The organism is Vibrio sp. 2033 (assembly GCF_033339735.1).
The window spans coordinates 68,708-88,585 of record NZ_JAWOVC010000008.1 but is presented as its reverse complement, the minus strand read 5'-3'; the positions used below and the strand labels follow the sequence as shown (position 1 = coordinate 88,585).

At 46.2% G+C, this 19,878-nt stretch carries 16 protein-coding genes; 7 read left to right on the top strand and 9 right to left on the bottom strand.

Going from position 1 to position 19,878, the window contains the following annotated elements; genetic code table 11:
* Positions 1-32: 32 nt before the first annotated feature.
* From gspF to gspC, 4 genes are read right to left on the bottom strand one after another with little or no spacing between them, the layout of a single operon-like run.
* Complete coding sequence (gene gspF, locus R7P74_RS12710) at positions 33-1,250, bottom strand: type II secretion system inner membrane protein GspF (RefSeq protein WP_033905910.1); 1,218 nt, start codon at positions 1,248-1,250, stop codon at positions 33-35.
* Complete coding sequence (gene gspE / locus R7P74_RS12705) at positions 1,250-2,752, bottom strand: type II secretion system ATPase GspE (protein WP_005394994.1); 1,503 nt, start codon at positions 2,750-2,752, stop codon at positions 1,250-1,252. Before gspE ends, gspF begins: the two co-directional genes overlap by 1 nt.
* Positions 2,752-4,770, bottom strand: a complete 2,019-nt coding sequence (gene gspD / locus R7P74_RS12700; protein ID WP_005379295.1) for a type II secretion system secretin GspD — start codon at positions 4,768-4,770, stop codon at positions 2,752-2,754. Before gspD ends, gspE begins: the two co-directional genes overlap by 1 nt.
* Before the next feature lie 36 nt (positions 4,771-4,806).
* Positions 4,807-5,733 (bottom strand): type II secretion system protein GspC, encoded by a 927-nt coding sequence (gspC, locus tag R7P74_RS12695; protein ID WP_115385654.1) that lies wholly within the window; start codon positions 5,731-5,733, stop codon positions 4,807-4,809.
* A gap of 253 nt (positions 5,734-5,986) precedes the next feature.
* Here gspC and hslR point away from each other — a divergent pair, with 253 nt between their 5' ends.
* The 4 genes from hslR (at position 5,987) to R7P74_RS12675 (ending at position 11,553) form a co-directional block, all read left to right on the top strand.
* Positions 5,987-6,373 carry a ribosome-associated heat shock protein Hsp15 gene (gene hslR / locus R7P74_RS12690; RefSeq protein ID WP_005379292.1) on the top strand — a complete coding sequence of 129 codons (387 nt, stop codon included), beginning with the start codon at positions 5,987-5,989 and terminating at the stop codon, positions 6,371-6,373.
* Positions 6,374-6,404: 31 nt separating this feature from the next.
* The gene (gene hslO / locus R7P74_RS12685; protein ID WP_318122885.1) at positions 6,405-7,280 is read left to right on the top strand and encodes an Hsp33 family molecular chaperone HslO; all 876 of its coding nucleotides are present in this window, start codon (positions 6,405-6,407) and stop codon (positions 7,278-7,280) included.
* Between the two features lie 336 nt (positions 7,281-7,616).
* Entirely contained in the window at positions 7,617-9,245 is a 1,629-nt protein-coding gene (gene pckA, locus R7P74_RS12680) for a phosphoenolpyruvate carboxykinase (ATP) (protein ID WP_017820689.1), read from the top strand.
* Between the two features lie 190 nt (positions 9,246-9,435).
* Positions 9,436-11,553, top strand: coding sequence for an AsmA family protein (locus tag R7P74_RS12675; RefSeq protein ID WP_318122884.1), 2,118 nt, complete (start codon positions 9,436-9,438; stop codon positions 11,551-11,553).
* Here the strand turns inward: R7P74_RS12675 and R7P74_RS12670 are convergent.
* The 3 genes from R7P74_RS12670 to R7P74_RS12660 all read right to left on the bottom strand — a co-directional run bounded on the left by R7P74_RS12670 (position 11,539) and on the right by R7P74_RS12660 (position 13,913).
* Positions 11,539-12,456, bottom strand: a complete 918-nt coding sequence (locus R7P74_RS12670; RefSeq protein WP_005379283.1) for a bifunctional GNAT family N-acetyltransferase/hotdog fold thioesterase — start codon at positions 12,454-12,456, stop codon at positions 11,539-11,541. The genes R7P74_RS12675 and R7P74_RS12670 overlap by 15 nt on opposite strands.
* A gap of 106 nt (positions 12,457-12,562) precedes the next feature.
* The gene (gene dtd, locus R7P74_RS12665; protein WP_021034088.1) at positions 12,563-12,997 is read right to left on the bottom strand and encodes a D-aminoacyl-tRNA deacylase; all 435 of its coding nucleotides are present in this window, start codon (positions 12,995-12,997) and stop codon (positions 12,563-12,565) included.
* Positions 12,969-13,913 (bottom strand): virulence factor BrkB family protein, encoded by a 945-nt coding sequence (locus R7P74_RS12660; RefSeq protein WP_005379281.1) that lies wholly within the window; start codon positions 13,911-13,913, stop codon positions 12,969-12,971. The genes dtd and R7P74_RS12660 overlap by 29 nt, the downstream gene beginning before the upstream one ends.
* Positions 13,914-13,947: 34 nt before the next feature.
* Here R7P74_RS12660 and R7P74_RS12655 point away from each other — a divergent pair, with 34 nt between their 5' ends.
* Positions 13,948-14,589 (top strand): DUF2959 domain-containing protein, encoded by a 642-nt coding sequence (locus tag R7P74_RS12655; protein WP_005382972.1) that lies wholly within the window; start codon positions 13,948-13,950, stop codon positions 14,587-14,589.
* A 31-nt stretch (positions 14,590-14,620) separates the two neighbouring features.
* Here the strand turns inward: R7P74_RS12655 and R7P74_RS12650 are convergent, their stop codons facing one another.
* Together R7P74_RS12650 and typA are read right to left on the bottom strand one after the other, a co-directional pair.
* Positions 14,621-15,163, bottom strand: coding sequence for an AAA family ATPase (locus tag R7P74_RS12650; RefSeq protein ID WP_031779018.1), 543 nt, complete (start codon positions 15,161-15,163; stop codon positions 14,621-14,623).
* 72 nt (positions 15,164-15,235) lie between these two features.
* Positions 15,236-17,065 carry a translational GTPase TypA gene (typA, locus tag R7P74_RS12645; RefSeq protein ID WP_005379276.1) on the bottom strand — a complete coding sequence of 610 codons (1,830 nt, stop codon included), beginning with the start codon at positions 17,063-17,065 and terminating at the stop codon, positions 15,236-15,238.
* 530 nt (positions 17,066-17,595) lie between these two features.
* Here typA and glnA point away from each other — a divergent pair.
* Complete coding sequence (gene glnA, locus R7P74_RS12640; protein ID WP_005379275.1) at positions 17,596-19,005, top strand: glutamate--ammonia ligase; 1,410 nt, start codon at positions 17,596-17,598, stop codon at positions 19,003-19,005.
* A gap of 195 nt (positions 19,006-19,200) precedes the next feature.
* On the top strand, positions 19,201-19,782 hold the full coding sequence (locus R7P74_RS12635) for a DUF4124 domain-containing protein (protein ID WP_130544867.1): 582 nt from the start codon (positions 19,201-19,203) through the stop codon (positions 19,780-19,782).
* Positions 19,783-19,878: the final 96 nt, after the last annotated feature.

The following is a 19,878-nucleotide window of genomic DNA, read 5'->3' as shown; positions in this document are numbered from 1 at the left end:
CATGCCGTTAGTAGACACGTCTTAATTCGAAATTATCCGCTCATCAAGTTATTCATTTCTAACATTGGCATCAAGGTCGCCATCACAATGAACAACACTAATCCAGCCATTAATGCAATCAGCGCAGGAGTAAACACACCCAGAGCAATATTGACTGTTGATTCAAAGTTTTGATCTTGGTTATCGGCTGCCCGCGTCAACATGCTCTCTAATTCACCACTTTGCTCACCACTGGCGATCATGTGTAGCATCATTGGTGGAAACAAGCGGGTTTGGTCCAACGCCTTACGCAGACTAGCGCCCTCTCGAACGTTATCCGCTGCAAGCAACACTTGCTGCTTCACATAACGGTTAGACATAACATCTACCGCAACGCGCATACCCTCTAGAATTGGAATCGCACTGGAAGTACAGATCGAAAGCGTTCGTGCGAATCGTGCGGTATTCAAACCTCGAGAGATCTTACCTATTAGCGGTAAGCTCAAGATTTTTCTGTCCCAAGCTAAGCGAAAGTCTGGCTTTTGCAACGCCAGTTTGAGGCCATAGAAAAGCACCACCAGCACAACGAAAATAATCAGCCCCCAATCTTGCACAAACTCACTGGCTGCCAGTAAAAATTGCGTCGATTGAGGTAACTCTTGGCCCATCTGAATGATGGGTTCAATGATTTTAGGAACCACTGTCGCCAATAAGAACGAAACGATGACAACCGCGAATACCACCAAAACTACAGGATAAATCATGGCTTGAAGCAATTTAGATCGCATCTTTTGGCGGTTTTCGACATAGTCTGCCAAACGCTCTAATACGGTATCGAGGTGACCTGATTTTTCACCCGCCGCAACCATGGAGCGGTACAGTTCATCAAACACGTGTGGGTAATCGGCAAAACTGTCGGCAAGCGGATAACCCTCTGTTACTTTCGAGCGAACCGCAGCCAACATAGAACGAATCCTCGGCTTTTCAGCCTGCTCAGAGACCGCACGCAAACACTCTTCCAAAGGCATTCCTGATTGGACTAGCGTAGACAATTGCCGTGTGATGAGTGCCAGCTCAGATGTTGAGATACCGCGCTTAAAGCTGACTGAACCTGAAGACTTAGCCGATTTAGCTTTCGTCTCGACCACTTCAATCGGGATCATCCCTTGCTCTTTGAGTCGCTGGCGCACTTGTCGGGCGTTGTCCCCTTCTATCGTGCCTTTTTTATGCTTGCCTTTTGCATCTAGCGCTTTGTACTCAAATGCCGCCATTAGGTTTCCTTCGTCACTCGCATCACTTCTTCAAGTGACGTAATACCACGACGTACTTTGCTTAAACCATCACTGCGAATACTTGGCGTATGGGCGCGAACGGCTCTCTCAATTTCTTGTTCACCAGACTCTCGATGAATCAACTCTTGCACTTGCTCATCAACCATAATGAGCTCGTGGATACCTGTTCGACCTCGGTAGCCTTTTTGGTTGCACGCTTCACAGCCTTTTGCTCGGTGCAGTTCTAACGGTTCATGCGCTTCCATACCAAACAGTTTTTTCTGTTCCGCATCGGCTTCATACGGCTCTTTACAGCTTGGACAAAGCGTTCGAACTAAGCGCTGCGCTAGCACCCCTAATAACGAAGAAGAAATAAGGAATGGCTCAATACCCATATCACGTAGACGCGTAATCGCACCCACTGCGGTGTTGGTGTGGAGAGTCGACATTACCAAGTGACCCGTTAAGGACGCTTGCACTGCAATTTGTGCGGTTTCTAAGTCACGGATCTCACCGACCATCACCACATCCGGGTCCTGACGCAGAATGGCACGCAAGCCACGCGCAAACGTCATGTCGACCTTCGGGTTCACCTGAGTCTGACCGATGCCATCAATGTCAAATTCGATCGGGTCTTCAACCGTTAAGATATTGCGTTCGTTACTGTTGATCTCTTGCAAGCCAGCGTACAAAGTCGTCGACTTACCAGAACCCGTCGGGCCGGTGACCAAGATAATACCGTGAGGACGCTGAATAAGATGACGGAAATTGTCGTGCACGGAAGGCGTCATACCTAAGCTATGCAAATCGAGACGCGTCGCGTTTTTATCCAACAGACGCATTACCACGCGCTCCCCATGAGAGGACGGCATCGTCGATACACGCACGTCCACCGCACGACCACCGATACGCAACGAAATACGGCCATCTTGAGGCACACGCTTTTCTGCGATATCTAGTTTAGCCATAACCTTCACACGAGAAACTAGCAAAGGCGCAAGCTTACGACTTGGGGTCAGAACTTCACGCAATACGCCATCGACACGGAAACGAATCGAAAGGGTTTTCTCGAAAGTTTCGATATGAATATCCGACGCCCCTTCTTTGATCGCTTCGCCCAACATGGCGTTGATCAATTTGATGATTGGCGCATCGTCTTCCGATTCTAATAAGTCTTCATCGTGCGGCAGTTCTTCAGCCAAAGAGAAGAAATCATCGCTATCAGCACCAATATCTTCCATCAACTGACGCGCTTCAGACGAGTCGCGTTGATATGCTTCGGTCAGCTTTTTATCAAAGGCTTCTTTATCGATAGGTTGCGGTACGAAGCTTTTCTTTAATACACGACGGACTTCAACCAGAGCCGCAGGGTTAAGCGGCTCGACATAGTAAAGAATAGGTGGACGCTCAGGATGCTCTGTCTCCAGCACCAGTTTAAAGCGGTTGGCAAAACTGAATGGCAGACGACGCATACTTGGCGCTGTGTCTAACATATCAACCATTAGTTGTTTTCCATTTGATCAATAAACGCTTGAATCTCTGTTGGGTGCTGACGCTCCTGGCCAAAGGCTGGCATAACCGGGATCTTCTCGTCTGCCATCAACTTCAACCCTTGATCCGCTTTATAAAGCTGTTCTGCGCGAATAAAGTTGTATTTACGCTGCGTAATACCGTCAGCCGTCACACCATCGCGAATAATCGTCGGCTTGATGAACACCATCAAGTTACGTTTTTCTGTTTGCGTGCTAGTTGACTTGAACAGGTGACCCAGTACCGGAATGTCACCCAATAGCGGCACTTTAGACTCACTTTCAAGTGCGCGTTCATCGACCAAACCACCAAGAACCAACATCTGACCATCTTGGATCATGACAGAGGTGTTTAACTGTCGTTTAGCAAAGCGAACGTCAACCGCACCGTTTGCGCCTAATACGTTGGAAACTTCTTGTTCAATGTTTAACTGTACAGAGTCACCTTCGTTAATTTGTGGCACTACTTTGAGTTTGATACCGACTTCTTTACGGTCAACCGTTTGGAATGGGTTGTCGTTGTTTGAGCCAGCCGTAGAGCCCGTAATAACCGGAACCTCTTCACCCACAATAAATGATGCTTCGCCATTATCCATTACGGTAATACTCGGAGAAGATAGAATGTTTGAGTTGGAGTCAGAAGCAACAGCACTAATTAGCGCTGTCCAGTCACCCATGACAATACTCATTGCCGCACCATTTACTCCGCTAAGCGCTGACGCTAGCGTAGAGTAGTCACCTGATTCAGTAACATCATATGGCGTTCGTTCGCCATTAGAGTTGGTATAGTATTCAGTTCGGGTTTGATCTTTTGCTTCTTCTAGACCAACCATCACCTGACCAATCGGGGCTCCTGAGTTACCGTACTGAATTACAGCACCCGTTTCTAACGAACCCCACTGAACACCTAGGTTAATACCATCACCTTCAGACATTTCGACAATTAACGCTTCAATAAGAACCTGAGCACGACGAATATCGAGTTGAGAAATGACGTCTTGTAATGCCATCATAATATCTGGCGGCGCTGTTAAAACTAACGAGTTAGTTGCAGCGTGAGCAGCAATGACGACCTCACCACGCGATGCACCTGATGTTTTCTGACCGGCTTGTTTTTCAGCTTGCAGGTTATCGGAAACACCTTTCAATACATCCACCAAGTCTTCAGCTTTCGCATTTTTCAGGTACACAACTCGGTTGTTACCTTTTGTCGCCATTTCAACATCAAGTTGACGAATCAAACGTTTCAAGCGGGCTCTTACTTTTGGATCACCAGAAATTAAAATCGCGTTAGTACGTTCATCGGCCACAATTTTAGGTTCAAGGAACTCTGGCGTGCTTTTCTGATTCGCACTTTTATTCAGTGCTTCGACAATGCGTACCATTTCAGCAGCAGATGCATTACGCAGCTCCACCAATTCAATTTCTTTATCACCGGCTTGGTCAACACGCTTGATGATCTCTGCTAAGCGATTCACTACTGCCGCACGACCAGTAATCAAGATAATATTCGCTGGATCATAATGAACCACGTTACCGGCACCGGCGTTATCAATCAGCTGACGAAGTAGAGGAGACAACTCACGGACCGACACATTACGCACCGCGACAACTCGAGTGATAACACTATCGCCTTGCGCGCTGCCATCACCTAACACAGGGATTGCTGAGGTTTTTGAGTCTTTTGCTTTGATAACCTTAAGTACCCCATTGTCCATCTCTACGACTGCGTAACCGTATACTTCAAGGACATTAAGGAAAAAGCTGTAATATTGCTCTTCGTTAAGTACGTCATAGCTGCGGACATCGATCTTACCGCGTACTGAAGGATCAACAATGATGGTCTTTTCGAGGTTACGACCCACTATGTTGATGAATTCTTGAATATCAGTGCCTTTAAAGCTCGCACTAAATTCGTTTGCCATTGCACCTGGTACGCAGAGTAAACTTCCTGCTAGTAGCCAAGCACTTTTGCTGAACCAATGTTTCACGTATGTCTCCCTGAACTTACGCCGGTTGCCTAAGTCTTACAATTGGATATAGATATCGTACTGTTGGCCGTCTCGCTCAACAGTTAAATTTAATTCTTGCGGATCGCTCATCACTTGCATCAGTTGTACTGAAGAAGACGGATCACTTAAATCGATCCCGTTCAGTTGAACCGCAATATCACCAGGTTGTAGCCCTACATCATTAAATAATGCGGCATCACGACCAGGTGATACTCGATAACCAACAATGTCTCCGTCTTTTTTGACGGGTGAAATGGTGATGTATTTAAAAACGCTTTGTGGATCTTTCGCAATTTCCTCGCGGATTTGCTCTAATTTCTCTCCAACGTCAGACGTCGCTGCTTCTGCTCGCTGAGCTTGCGCCCTAGCTACCTGCGGCGATTCAGATAGCTTCTTATATTCTATACCTTGCATCATTAAGGTCTCGTCTCGACCTTGGTTATCAATGATGACGCGATCCACCAATACCGCTTTTAGCGTCGCACGTGTCCCTTCGATTTCTTCACCCAAACCGTACGTAGCTTGCTTACCTCGGTTAGCAATAACAGCAAGGCTGGTATTGGCATCACTGCTGGCAACCGCACCGACTAGGGTGAGGTTAAGGCGCGTCTTAGGGGCGTCTTTAACAATAGGCTGTTCTACAACTGCCGCTTTTTGCTCAGTGAATTTACCGAATAGGTTGGCATTCTGAAGGGCATTAAAATCTATCGCGTCGCCTTTATTGCTCGCAGTAACGCTACTCGCCGATGGACGCCATTGCGGCACTTCCGACGATTGAGGTATGGCTAACCACACAATTTTGCCAAGTATCCATCCGGTTATCGCAATAAACAGACAGGTAAGCAACAAGCTAAGTTTGGCTTGAATGGTATAATGATTGGACTTGATCTGAGCCAGTAGCGGTCTGCTTGATAATCCTGCACTTAGCTCTAAACGTTTCACTGAATGGATTCCTTTATTCTAACGTCCGTCATTTAAGCTATAACGATAGCTATCGACTTTAAATTGCTAAATTTGCAATAAAATTATTACTCAACAAAGAGCAGTGAACTATATCACAAGTTGTCTTTCATACCTTTTTCTTATGCAGTTTTTGCCAACTCCCTTGAAAAAAATACGCCTTGACTCCATCTGTAGGTGAATAATCCATCACTCATTGCCGTATTCGGGCAGTGATTAGATAGCGTAGTGTTCTATGAGTTCCCTAAATGAAGCCGTTAGGCTAGATAAATGGCTATGGGCCGCAAGATTTTACAAAACCCGCTCCATCGCGCGTAACATGGTCGATGGCGGTAAAGTCCACTATAATGGCCAACGAAGCAAGCCGAGTAAAATCGTTGAAGTGGGCGCTGAAGTAAGACTTCGTCAAGGCAACGAAGAAAAAATCGTGATCATCGAACAAATCTCAGATCAACGCCGAGGCGCTCCCATCGCACAAACCTTATATCGCGAAACTAATGAAAGTATAGCGAAACGTGAGGAACACGCGACTCAACGTAAGCTTAATGCCCACAACCCAAGTCCGGAACGCCGCCCAGATAAAAAGCAGCGCCGAGACATCATTAAGTTCAAACACCAATAAAAGCCGGAATTACCAACGAGGAAAGCACTCCATGGCAAATAATGTTTTAAACCGCTACCTATTCGAAGATCTTTCAGTACGTGGCGAGTTGGTACAATTGGATGAAGCGTACCAACGTGTTATCTCCAGCAAGGAATATCCGGTAGCAATAGAGAAACTGCTGGGTGAGCTACTCGTTTCAACTACTCTTTTAACTGCCACTCTTAAGTTCGAAGGTTCAATCACCATCCAGCTACAAGGCGACGGTCCTGTGTCTCTTGCCGTTATCAACGGTGACCATAACCAACGTGTTCGTGGCGTAGCTCGCTGGGAAGGCGATATTGCCGATGACGCAAACATTCACGATCTAATGGGTAAGGGCTACCTTGTGATCACTATCGAACCGAAAAACGGCGAGCGTTACCAAGGTGTCGTTGGATTAGAAGGTGACACTTTAGCAGAAGTGCTAGAAGGCTACTTTGCAAACTCAGAGCAGTTAAAAACGCGCCTATGGATCCGCACTGGTGAGCATGAGGGCAAAGCACACGCAGCAGGTATGTTGATTCAAGTGATCCCTGACGGCACTGGCTCTCCAGATGATTTCGAACATCTAGAGCAGCTCACTGATACAGTAAAAGATGAAGAATTGTTTGGTTTAGAAGCGAACGAGTTATTGTATCGACTATATAACCAAGACAAAGTATGTCTGTACGAGCCGCAACCTGTCGAGTTCCATTGTGGCTGTTCTCGTGAGCGTAGCGGTGCCGCAATCATCACCGTTGAGAAAGCTGAAATTTATGACATTTTGGCAGAAGTTGGATCAGTTTCTTTACATTGTGATTACTGTGGCACAACTTATACGTTCGACGAATCTGAAGTCACTGAACTGTATGCACAAGCTTCTACGGACAAGAAAACCCTGCATTAATTTACATAGCTTATCAAGCACGTAATTTACCCTACAAAAGGCCAGCTTAATGCTGGCCTTTTTGTGATCAACCCCTCGTAATAACTAGCCTCAAGCGTAATAAAACAACTGCTTAATTTTAAACAATTAATAATGATTTTGCCCTAGCGCAAAGGATTGCGTGCACGATAGACTATTCCCACCAATATGTGACGGGTTACCTAAAACCTTATTGAAATCATGGGTAAATTTTGAGCTATCTCCCTGTTTTCTCCCCGCCCCGTTGCTAGCATGGTGAGCAGATTAAAATTAAAACATTCTTACAAAATCCCTACAAAATCCTTATAAGGAGCACCTATGACCGTTATGGAACATACTAAGGCTGCAACACTTGATCTAACCAAGCACGGACTGCATAACGTAAAAGAGGTTATTCGCAACCCAAGCTACGAAATGTTGTTTGAGGAAGAAACGCGTGAAGACCTAACCGGTTATGAGCGCGGCGTGGTTACTGAACTAGGTGCGGTTGCCGTTGACACTGGCATCTTTACTGGTCGCTCACCAAAAGATAAATACATCGTCAAAGACGCTACGACAGAAGAACATATGTGGTGGACGTCTGATCAAGTGAAAAATGATAACAAGCCAATCACTCCTGAAGTGTGGGACGAGCTAAAAGAACTGGTCACAAACCAGCTTTCTAACAAACGCTTGTTTGTTGTTGACGGTTACTGTGGTGCAAACCCAGATACACGTTTGAGCATTCGTGTTATCACAGAAGTCGCATGGCAAGCGCACTTCGTTAAAAACATGTTTATTCGCCCGACAGAAGAAGAGTTAGCGACATTTGAACCAGACTTCGTAGTAATGAATGGCGCAAAATGCACTAATCCAAAATGGGAAGAGCAAGGCCTGAACTCAGAAAACTTCACCGTATTTAACCTAACTGAGCGCATGCAACTTATCGGTGGTACTTGGTACGGCGGTGAAATGAAGAAAGGTATGTTCGCCATGATGAACTACTTCCTTCCACTAAAAGACATCGCATCAATGCACTGTAGCGCTAACATGGGCAAAGATGGCGATGTAGCGGTATTCTTCGGTCTATCTGGTACGGGTAAAACGACCCTGTCGACTGATCCTAAACGTGCGCTAATTGGTGATGATGAGCACGGCTGGGATGATGACGGTGTCTTCAACTTCGAAGGTGGTTGTTACGCAAAAACCATCAAACTTTCGAAAGAAGCGGAGCCGGACATCTACAACGCAATTCGTCGTGATGCACTGCTAGAAAACGTAACAGTACGTGGCGATGGCTCTATCGACTTTGATGATGGTTCGAAAACAGAAAACACACGTGTTTCTTACCCTATCTACCATATCGATAATATCGTTAAGCCAGTATCAAAAGGCGGTCACGCGAATAAAGTGATCTTCCTATCAGCCGATGCATTTGGCGTACTGCCTCCAGTATCTAAATTGACACCTGAGCAAACTAAGTACCACTTCCTGTCTGGCTTTACCGCCAAACTAGCGGGAACAGAGCGCGGTATTACTGAGCCAACACCAACTTTCTCTGCTTGTTTCGGCGCGGCGTTCCTAACACTTCACCCAACTAAATACGCAGAAGTACTGGTTAAACGCATGGAAGCAGCAGGCGCTGAGGCTTACCTAGTGAACACAGGTTGGAACGGCACTGGCAAACGTATCTCGATTCAAGATACGCGCGGAATTATTGATGCGATTCTTGATGGTTCGATTGAAGATGCACCAACTAAGCACATTCCTATCTTCAATCTTGAAGTACCGACTTCACTACCAGGTGTGGATCCTAGCATTCTAGACCCTCGCGACACGTACGTTGACCCACTTCAGTGGGAAAGCAAAGCGAAAGATTTAGCAGCGCGCTTTATCAATAACTTTGATAAGTACACAGACAACGCTGAAGGTAAATCTCTGGTTGCGGCTGGTCCTCAGATTGATTAAATCGAGTAACAGCGACGTCGCGTGAACTCAGTGAAAAGTTGGCATTAACTTATCACCTTTACGTAGGCCAAGTTACAAAAATTGCTTCAAGCCCCTCTTTTGAGGGGCTTTTTATTGAATACCACAGAATATTGATACAAGCTAAAGCCTATCTAGTTTTATTTCATAACACACGTAGGTTCTAGCAAAGATGAAAACAGCGCGTCGAGTTCTACTTCTGTTACTGGTTATCTTAGTTGCCATTCCGGCCGCTACGATTGCGCTGCTAACAACATCTTACGCGGACGCAACCTGGCGCTTGCTGTCAAACACCTTTTCTCTTCCCTTCCGGGCCGAAAGCGTGCGTTATGGCTTTCCCTATCACCTAACTTTACAACGCGTGAACACCAGCGGAGACGATGCGTCTTACATCGAGCAAGTCGATTTATGGATGAATCCCGATGTTTATCGCGATGGTAAATGGATCGTTGATAGTTTATTGATTGATGGTATGAGCTTGCAGTATGGTGCACCAAAGCTCCCAGCTTTAGATAACGTTTTATTCCATCAAATCGCGCTCAAAAATATTGATTACGCCGACGAGCAGTTCTCTGCCAATGGCATTGACCTTCAAATTCAATCACCACAATGGAATGGTCAATTAATACCATATGGCGAAGTTCAACTTGCAGCTGACCAACTCTATTGGAATGGCGAAGCCTTTAATCAAGTCTTAGTCGATATAGACTACAAACCGCAAGACAGTACGCTTTATGGCACCTCTTTTAACTGGCGTAACAGTCAAATATCTGGGCAAGGGGAGCAGTATCCTCAAGGTTGGTCTTTAGTAAATGTGACCATCAACAAGCTGAAACTGAGTAATACGCAGCGCCAATCACTGCTTGCAAAACCTTGGCACGATCTACCATTTAACATTAATCATATTAATAGCTTAGATTTGCTTAACGCCGATATTGAATGGGGCGACTGGCACTGGCAGAACTTGGATCTTTCTGTGGAAAACGCCACACTGCCACTGTCTCTCTGGAAGACAAAAGCTCAAGTGTCATTGCAGGCGGATAGCGTTCGATTCCAGCAGCAAACCGCAATAGAGCCACGTTTGAGTGCCGCTATCGAGCCAGGAGTAATCCAGCTCAACGAGCTCAGCTTAGATTGGCAGCAAGGTCGAGTGCAAGTTTCTGGATTGTTCACGCCAACACAATGGAAGCTCAAAGAAGCCTCTATTCAAGGCCTCAAGTGGGCAACACAGCCAGAAGACAACCTAAATTGGTGGCACGCCGCCACCAGCGAGTTAGAGCATGTTGCAATCGAACGACTCGACATTGAGCGCAGCCAAATTATCCAGCTATCTCACGAACCTTATTGGCAACTTTCCGGTTTAAATATCGAAGGGCAACAGCTTGATATTAAACAGTCGGCTCAACGTTGGGGCCTTTGGCAAGGCGAATTGGAAGTCAGCGTTGTCAACGCCAGCTATGACCAAATACTCACGTCTCACGCAGCACTTGCCATGCAAAGCAAAGATGGCTTTTGGCAATTGACTCGCCTTTTTGCGCCACTCGAGCAAGGCTACGTAGAAGGCATCGGACAAATAGATTTGAGTACCCCGAGCCAACCTTGGGCGCTCAACGTCAATGCTGATGGTATTCCCTTATCGCTCTTCCACGATTATTTTTTACCCGACACACTGGCTATTGATGGTTTTTCCGATCTCAGCCTCGATCTACAAGGGTTATCAGGTGATCGCAACATGCTGGCCTACAGCTTATCGGGTGAAGTGGAAGCCAATCTCCGAGATACCCGCTTGAAGTCCCAAGCGGATCATTCGCTCAAAGCCATTACCTTAAGTCCACTGCGTTTAAGCGCGCAACGAGGGGAAGTTGCCATAAAGCCGGTCACCATCTCAGGAAAAGCCATAAGTGGTAAGGTTTGGGGAACATTTGATATGGCCAACAACCCGCTAAGTGGCATTACTTATCAATTGGAAGAGTCGTGCGGAAACATTGAAGGCGATCTACTAAGTGGCGAAACCCACCGTAATGAGTGCGTGAACGCATCAAAACTGGCCGAGCCTACTGATATTGAGACTCCACAGAAAAATGAACCTTCCATCGAGCAGCCAATCGTAATTGATAACATCAATTTGGAGACTCAAGAGGAAGAGCTTTACGAAGAAGTTATCGAAGAAGATGAAGTACCCGACACGAATTCCGCAGCAGAACAAACCCTCTTACCGACAGAGCAAGAAGGTGAAACAGATAAGCGCCCAGCAGATCAGTCGGCGCTTACCCCATCAGCAACTGAGTAACTGCGAGTAGTTCGGTATCAGCATATAGGTACCGACAAAATCAACAGCTGGCGTGTCACCACTATAAATCACTACGTGAATAACGATGCGTGCTTTGCGTCCCGACTCCAATCGGTCTAGGTCACCACTGATCCCATCCAACGAAGTACTCGCCACGGGGTTTTGTTCGACTGGTTGACGATAGCGAATCGAGCTGTCGGCCAACACAATATCACCGTGCAGCCCACGCTCTTTAAGCAGCAGCCACGTCATCCCCCACCCTGTCAGGGTTGCTAAGGTAAAAGCTGACCCAGCGAACATGGTGTTATGCGGATTAAGGTTAGGATTAAGCTGCGCACAGCATTCAAACTGGTAACCCGTGTACTGGTTAATTTTGATCCCCATTTTGTCGCTAATTGGGATTTGTTGCTCCCAGCGCTGTTGAAGCTCAGTACACCATTCAGGGCGACGTAACACATTGGCCATCGGATCCAGTTGCTTCACCATTTGCTGATGGCGCACAGGGCCACGCTCATCGGTTAGCTCGCCTCGACGCTCAAAGCCATTTTTTTCATAAAAGGCGATGGCATCTTCACGGGCATTACACACCAAGCGTTTCGCTCCTTCTTGGCGCGCTAACGACTCTAGTGCAACCAAAACCAGCGAACCCATTCCTTTGCTACGGCGATTATTTTTAACCGCCATGTAGCGGATCTGGCCATCATTATCCGGTGTAATGTATAAACGGCCAATCGCCATAGGACGACCTCGTCCATCAACAATCATGCGGTGATGGCTCATTTCGTCGTATTCATCGCGCTCTGAGCCGATCGGCATACGCCATGGCTCACGAAGCAGTTGCCAGCGAAACTGATAATACTTGTTTATCTGATTATCGGTTTTGGGAGTAATGAGTTTGAACATATCAATCCTTTGAAAGCACAACACTAATCAGTGTCGGAAAAATTACTCCAAGCCAATTCCATGAGCTTGGAGTTAAAGCTTAGACTATGGCGCCTGTGTTACCAGATTAGACCTGCAACCAAAACGTCACTGGACCGTCATTCACCAAGGACACTTTCATATCGGCAGCGAAGCGGCCACGCTGTGTGGGTAAGACTTCTTCACACAAGTCAGAAAAGTAATCATACAAGCGCTCTGCATCAACAGGATGCGCACCGCGAGAAAAGCCAGCTCGCGTGCCTTTTTTTGTATCCGCAGGCAGCGTAAATTGAGAAACCACCAGCACTTTACCTTCCACCTGTTTAACGTTCAGGTTCATCTTGCCTTCGTCATCTTCGAACACACGGTAGGTTGTAACACGCTCCATTAAACGCTTTGCTTTAGCTTCATCGTCGCCCTTCTCTACGCCCAATAAGACCAGCAGACCACGATCAATTTCTCCTACGACTTCACCATCCACACGGACGGCTGCTTCACTGACTCGTTGAATTAGCGCTATCACTACTCTCGCTTCCTTCATCTGTTAACTGAGATTCAGCGGTCGAGTGTATCATGTCTAAATCTTCACTCCAGTGCTCTCGCTCACCAAGCGCAGCCGTAACTTCCGCCCCCAATAACACGATCATCCAGCATAAATACACCCAAACAAATAAGATAGGAATCGCCGCTAACGCGCCGTAGATGAGCTGATAAGACGGAAACTGAGTGATGTAAAGCGCAAAGCCTTTTTTACTCAACTCGAACAGTATCGCGGCGACTGCTGCCCCCATGGCACCATGAGCGAGGTGTACTTTTTTATTCGGCACTAGAATATACAAGCCAAGAAAAGCAAAAAAGGACAGCAACAACGGTAGCCAACGCAGAAATAAATTAAACGCACCAGATAATGTCTCGTTCTCTAAAATTTGCAGCGAAGTCACGTACGACGTCGCCGCAATACTCGCACCGACCATGATCGGCCCTAACGTGAGTACCATCCAATACATAGAGAATGAAAAGACTAAACGGCGCTTGTCTTTAACTCGCCAAATGTAGTTTAAGTTCTTATCAATGTTGGAAATCAGCATGACCGCTGCGATGAATAAAAACCCACCGCCAACCGCGCTCATTTTGCCCGTATTCGCCACAAATTCCTGTAATGCCGTATGTACAGCTTCTCCAGAAGCTGGCACAAAATTCTCAATAATGTAGCCTTGCAGCACCTCACCAACGTTCGCAAAAACGGGAAATTTCGACAATATTGATAACAATACCGTCAGCATTGGCACGATGGATAACAAGGTAATGTAGGCAAGATAGCCCGCGTTCACATTCACACGGTCATGCGTTAATCGCTTAAGAAGATACTTAAAAAACGCGACGCAACTTGGCAGTAGATTGATTAATCTCGCCTTGTAACTCTCTGATAACTGGTTCATAGTTCATCCCATAATTAGCGCCGAGGACATAAGAATGCCTTATTTATTAGCAATTGTACTATCAATTTTCACTTTAACAGGGTGTCAATCTGCTTATTACTCAGCAATGGAGCAGGTTGGGTATCATAAACGAGATATTATGGTCGACCGCGTCGAAGATGCCAAAGAATCTCAACAAGATGCACAAGAAGAATTCACCAGTGCACTTGAAGCCTTGTCTGCGATCACCAACTTTGATGGTGGTGAGCTAGAAAATGTCTACAACAACATCAATGACAAATACGAAGATAGCGAAAAAGCGGCTCAAGACGTACGTGACCGTATTGCTGCGATTGAAGACGTATCCGGTGCACTGTTTGATGAGTGGCAAGATGAGCTAGAGCTGTACTCGAGTGCGAAACTGCGTCGTTCAAGCGAGCAAAAACTACGTGAAACCAAAGCCTCGTACAAAACCATGCTTAGCGCTATGAAGCGTGCAGAGAAAAAGATGACACCGGTACTGGACACGCTACGTGACAACACGTTGTACTTAAAACACAACCTTAACGCCAGTGCGATTGGTTCTTTGCAAGGTGAGTTCTCTAGCTTAGAGAAAGACATTCAGTTTGCGATCAAACAAATGAACGAAGCGATTGCAGAGTCCGATAAATTCCTACAGAAGCTCAATCAAAAGTAAATGATTTAGACCTCCTCCTAGTGAGGAGGTTTTAGTCGGCGACCTCACCGAGTAAACCGATGACTCTTCGAACAAAGCCTACCCTCTCTGGTACAGTTCCCCATGGCACTTCTACCACTTCATAACCCAACTCAGTATAGACACTCACTAACGACTGATGAATCTCCAATGCTTCTTCAAAGCTGTGCGGACGCACTTCATCTTGTACGTAAATGGATGCTTCAGGTCGACAAGTAAACACCTGACTATGGTACCCAGCGCTTTCGGTTAAGAAAGCTTGGTCAACCTTACAGCCGCCCACTTGTAGGTATGCAATGATGTCGGGGATGGCGCGATCAACAAACGCAACATCATGACAACGCGCATCACTCTTTTGTTTGTCCATCAACCCAAGGCATAACTTGGCAAACTCAGGTAAATTCGTCCACGGCAAAATACCATTTTCTAACTGGCTTTGCTGCTCAATCAAGTCGCGAGACCCTTCAGGAAACGTGGCATAACCACACGCGTCTAGCGCATTCAGCAGTGTTGTTTTTCCCGCACCAGGCCCACCGGTGATAATAATCGGGTTCATATTCAACTCCAGAAAACAAAAAGCCCCGAGCATAACTCGAGGCTTCTTCTTAATTGAATCGCTTAACGAAAATTATTTCGCGCCACGAGAAGCACGCTTACGGTCGCTTTCCGTTAGGAACTTCTTACGGATACGGATGCTTTCAGGCGTTACTTCTACTAGCTCGTCGTCATCGATGAATTCTAGTGCTTGCTCAAGAGTCATCTTGATAGGCGGAGTAAGAACCTGTGCGTCATCGGTACCAGATGCACGAACGTTGGTTAGCTGCTTACCTTTCAGTGCGTTTACCGTTAGGTCGTTGTCACGGCTGTGAATACCGATAACCATACCTTCGTAAACTTCAACACCGTGACCGATAAATAGACGACCACGCTCTTGAAGGTTGAACAGTGCGTTAGTTAGCGCTTTACCCATCGCGTTCGCGATTAGTACACCGTTTACACGTTGACCGATGTTACCGCCTTTGTGAGGGCCGTAGTGATCAAACGTATGGTAAAGAAGACCTGAACCTGAAGTCAGTGTCATGAATTCCGTTTGGAAACCGATCAGACCACGTGATGGCATAACGAAGTCCATACGCACACGACCTTTACCGTCTGGAGACATGTCTTTCAGCTCACCTTTACGTAGGCCGATGTTCTCCATGATGCCGCCTTGGTGCTCTTCCATTACGTCGATAGTTACCGTTTCGAACGGTTCCATCAACTGACCATCTTCTTCTTTGATGATTACTTCTGGACGAGATACCGCAAGCTCGAAGCCTTCACGACGCATGTTTTCGATCAGGATAGAAAGGTGAAGTTCACCACGACCTGATACGCGGAATTTATCTGGATCGTCTGTTTGCTCAACGCGTAGTGCAACGTTGTGTACCAGTTCCTTCTCAAGACGCTCAAGGATGTTACGTGACGTTACGAACTTACCTTCTTTACCCGCGAATGGAGACGTGTTTACTTGGAATGTCATCGTTACTGTTGGTTCATCAACAGACAATGGTGGTAATGCTTCTACTGCGTTTTGTGCACAGATAGTGTCAGAAATTTTCAGCTCGCCAAGACCAGTGATTGCGATGATATCACCCGCGTTAGCTTGTTCCACTTCGTGACGCTCTAGGCCAAGGTAGCCCATTACTGTACCCACTTTACCGTTGCGAGTTTTACCGTCAGCACCAATAATGGTTACCTGCTGGTTTGGTTTAACGCTACCACGAGTTACGCGAGCCACGCCGATAACACCAACGTAAGAGCTGTAGTCTAGCTGAGAAACTTGCATCTGTAGTGGACCATCAAGGTCAACATTTGGCGCGTCAACAACATCAACGATAGTTTGGAATAGTGGTTCCATGTTCTCGCCAGTTTCGCCTTCTTCTAGAGAAGCCCAACCGTTAAGTGCTGATGCGTAAACTACTTTAAAGTCTAGCTGGTCATCAGTTGCACCTAGGTTGTCGAACAGGTCGAACACTTGGTCCATAACCCAATCAGGACGTGCGCCAGGGCGGTCAATCTTGTTGATTACAACGATTGGTTTTAGACCGTGAGCAAACGCTTTTTGTGTTACGAAACGCGTTTGAGGCATTGGACCATCAACAGCGTCAACGATAAGTAGTACAGAGTCTACCATCGACATGATACGCTCAACTTCACCACCGAAGTCCGCGTGTCCCGGAGTATCTACGATGTTGATACGGTAATCGTTCCAGTCGATTGCTGTGTTTTTAGCAAGAATGGTAATACCGCGCTCTTTCTCGATGTCGTTCGAGTCCATGACTCGCTCTTCAGCTTCACCGCGAGACTCAAGCGTGCCTGATTGTTGTAGCAGCTTGTCAACCAACGTGGTTTTACCGTGGTCAACGTGCGCGATGATCGCGATATTTCTTAATTTATCAATCTGTGGAGTAGCCATGGATATTGATTCACTTAGATAGATGAAATGCCCCCACGCTGAGAACGGGTGCTCTCTGGCGACATTTGCTGATTAAAAAAACGGCCATAATGTACCAGATTTTAGCAAAAAGCCTAGAAATATGTGATCTACTCCCGAGCATTTCTGCGATTTTTACGCTTAATGCCCATTTTCTTCCTCAGAACGAATTGATTAAACGCAACTTTATTCTAATCGATGCATAATTCAAATTGACTCTTGCTCAAAAACTGGGCTGAATACGCAATGTACCTGTCACATTATGGTGCAACAATGATTTTTGGCACCATAATAGTGCAAGCAAAGATCATTTTGGTGCAAGCAAGTGCACCAAACTAGCATTCAAAAACACAATTGCTTGAAATTAATGGAATATTTTTTTTGGCACGGTTTTGGCTTTAGTTAAAACAGCATCGATTAATGAAAAGTCAAATTGATTAATCAATGCCAGGTTTCATGAATAATTCATAAATCGAGCTTTTACCGCTTATTAACACTGGAGGTTATCCAAGATGTCAGTAGAAAACGTTCTATCGCTGATCCAAGAAAACGAAGTTAAGTTTGTTGACCTACGCTTCACTGATACAAAAGGTAAAGAGCAGCACATTTCGATCCCTGCTCACCAAATCGACGCAGACTTCTTCGAAGAAGGTAAAATGTTCGATGGTTCATCAGTTGCTGGCTGGAAAGGTATCAACGAATCAGACATGGTAATGATGCCTGACGCATCTTCTGCTGTGCTTGACCCATTCACGGAAGACGCAACACTAAATATCCGTTGTGACATCTTAGAGCCTGCAACAATGCAAGGCTATGACCGTGACCCACGCTCTATCGCAAAACGCGCTGAAGACTTCATGCGTTCTACTGGTGTTGCAGATACTGTACTTATCGGTCCTGAGCCAGAATTCTTCCTATTTGATGACGTGAAGTTCTCTACAGACATGTCAGGCTCTTTCTTCAAAATCGACGACGTAGAAGCGGCATGGAACACAGGTTCTGACTACGAAGAAGGTAACAAAGGTCACCGTCCAGGCGTTAAAGGTGGTTACTTCCCAGTAGCTCCAGTAGATTCATCTCAAGACATCCGTTCTGCTATGTGTCTAGTAATGGAAGAAATGGGTCTTGTTGTTGAAGCACACCACCACGAAGTGGCAACGGCGGGTCAAAACGAAATCGCAACTCGTTTCAACACGCTAACAACCAAAGCTGACGAAATCCAAATCTACAAGTACGTTGTACACAACGTTGCTCACGCGTTTGGTAAAACAGCGACGTTTATGCCTAAACCACTTGTTGGCGACAACGGCAGCGGTATGCACGTTCACCAGTCTCTAGCAAAAGATGGCGTAAACCTATTTGCTGGTGACAAGTACGGCGGTCTATCTGAAATGGCGCTTTACTACATCGGTGGTATCATCAAACACGCTCGTGCAATCAACGCATTCGCTAACCCATCAACAAACTCGTACAAACGTCTTGTACCAGGCTTCGAAGCACCAGTAATGCTAGCTTACTCAGCGCGTAACCGCTCTGCTTCAATCCGTATCCCAGTGGTACCAAGCCCGAAAGCACGTCGTATCGAAGTTCGTTTCGGTGACCCAGCGGCGAACCCATACCTATGTTTCGCAGCAATGCTTATGGCTGGTCTTGACGGTATCAAGAATAAGATCCACCCAGGCGAAGCGATGGATAAAGACCTTTACGATCTTCCAGCTGAAGAAGCAGCAGAAATCCCAACTGTTGCATACTCACTAAAAGACGCGCTAGCAGAGCTAGATGCTGATCGTGAGTTCTTAACAGCGGGCGGCGTATTCTCTGACGACTTCATCGATTCATACATCGACCTTAAGTCTCAGGACGTAGAGCGTGTGAACATGACAACTCACCCTGTTGAGTTCGAACTTTACTACTCTGTGTAAGATCGACACTGTGTAAAATGTAAACACAGCAATAAAATATTAGGCTCGCCTCGCAGGCGGGCCTTTTTTGTATTCGCCAGTCAAGCTTCGACGTTTAACATGAGAGGATAATAAAAATACACTTAGAATTTTTCCTTACAGGTCAAAGAGCTAAGCCATTGAAACGTGAAATCATCGAACAAGAGAAGGTGAGCAATGAAAGTTCAGCTTATTCCATCACTGTGTGCACTCAGCGGATTGTTAATCGCCTCTATCGCCTTCGCGCAGGTCGCGTATACGTGGGTAGATGAAAATGGCGTGGTTCACTTTAGTGATACGCCAAACAAAGGAGCAAAAGCGATCGCACTGCCAAACCTTGAAGCCAGCGCACCAGCTCCTGAGGTAGAAAGTACTGAATCGCTCGCACCTCAGACTACGCCATCTACTGCATCACAAAACAAGCCAGATAAAACAACCGAGAAGCCTCTCCCATTACAACTCTCGATGCTGACTCCCAAGCACAACGAGACCATCCGCAGCAATCGAGGCATCATCAATATTCAATTAGAAACCAATCGCAAGCTTGGTATCGGTGAGCAATTGCAATTGTTACTCGATGGAAAACCTTATGGTGCACCACAAAACCATATAGTGTGGCAGTTAAACAATATTGACCGAGGCACTCACACACTTGCTGTGCACGCGAAAAGAAGCGGCAAGCTTATTGCATCTACTAGCCCTATAACGGTGCATTTACATAGAGCAAGTGTTAAGCCGACCGTAAAAGGGGCAAAATAGAATATCTGGTGAAAAAAATCACATCACAGCGATGCTTTTCACTTTTTCTTCTAAGATTTATTCGCCATACTTAACGTTCAATTGCACCATTATTGT

Coding starts and splice junctions, on each gene's coding strand:
- typA (WP_005379276.1), bottom strand. CDS start 17,065: ATGGCTACTCCACAGATTGATAAATTAAGAAATATCGCGATCATCGCG.
- gspE (WP_005394994.1), bottom strand. CDS start 2,752: ATGGTTGATATGTTAGACACAGCGCCAAGTATGCGTCGTCTGCCATTC.
- R7P74_RS12650 (WP_031779018.1), bottom strand. CDS start 15,163: ATGAACCCGATTATTATCACCGGTGGGCCTGGTGCGGGAAAAACAACA.
- glnA (WP_005379275.1), top strand. CDS start 17,596: ATGTCAGTAGAAAACGTTCTATCGCTGATCCAAGAAAACGAAGTTAAG.
- gspF (WP_033905910.1), bottom strand. CDS start 1,250: ATGGCGGCATTTGAGTACAAAGCGCTAGATGCAAAAGGCAAGCATAAA.
- R7P74_RS12635 (WP_130544867.1), top strand. CDS start 19,201: ATGAAAGTTCAGCTTATTCCATCACTGTGTGCACTCAGCGGATTGTTA.
- R7P74_RS12670 (WP_005379283.1), bottom strand. CDS start 12,456: ATGTTCAAACTCATTACTCCCAAAACCGATAATCAGATAAACAAGTAT.
- R7P74_RS12655 (WP_005382972.1), top strand. CDS start 13,948: ATGCCTTATTTATTAGCAATTGTACTATCAATTTTCACTTTAACAGGG.
- hslR (WP_005379292.1), top strand. CDS start 5,987: ATGAGTTCCCTAAATGAAGCCGTTAGGCTAGATAAATGGCTATGGGCC.
- R7P74_RS12660 (WP_005379281.1), bottom strand. CDS start 13,913: ATGAACCAGTTATCAGAGAGTTACAAGGCGAGATTAATCAATCTACTG.
- hslO (WP_318122885.1), top strand. CDS start 6,405: ATGGCAAATAATGTTTTAAACCGCTACCTATTCGAAGATCTTTCAGTA.
- pckA (WP_017820689.1), top strand. CDS start 7,617: ATGACCGTTATGGAACATACTAAGGCTGCAACACTTGATCTAACCAAG.
- R7P74_RS12675 (WP_318122884.1), top strand. CDS start 9,436: ATGAAAACAGCGCGTCGAGTTCTACTTCTGTTACTGGTTATCTTAGTT.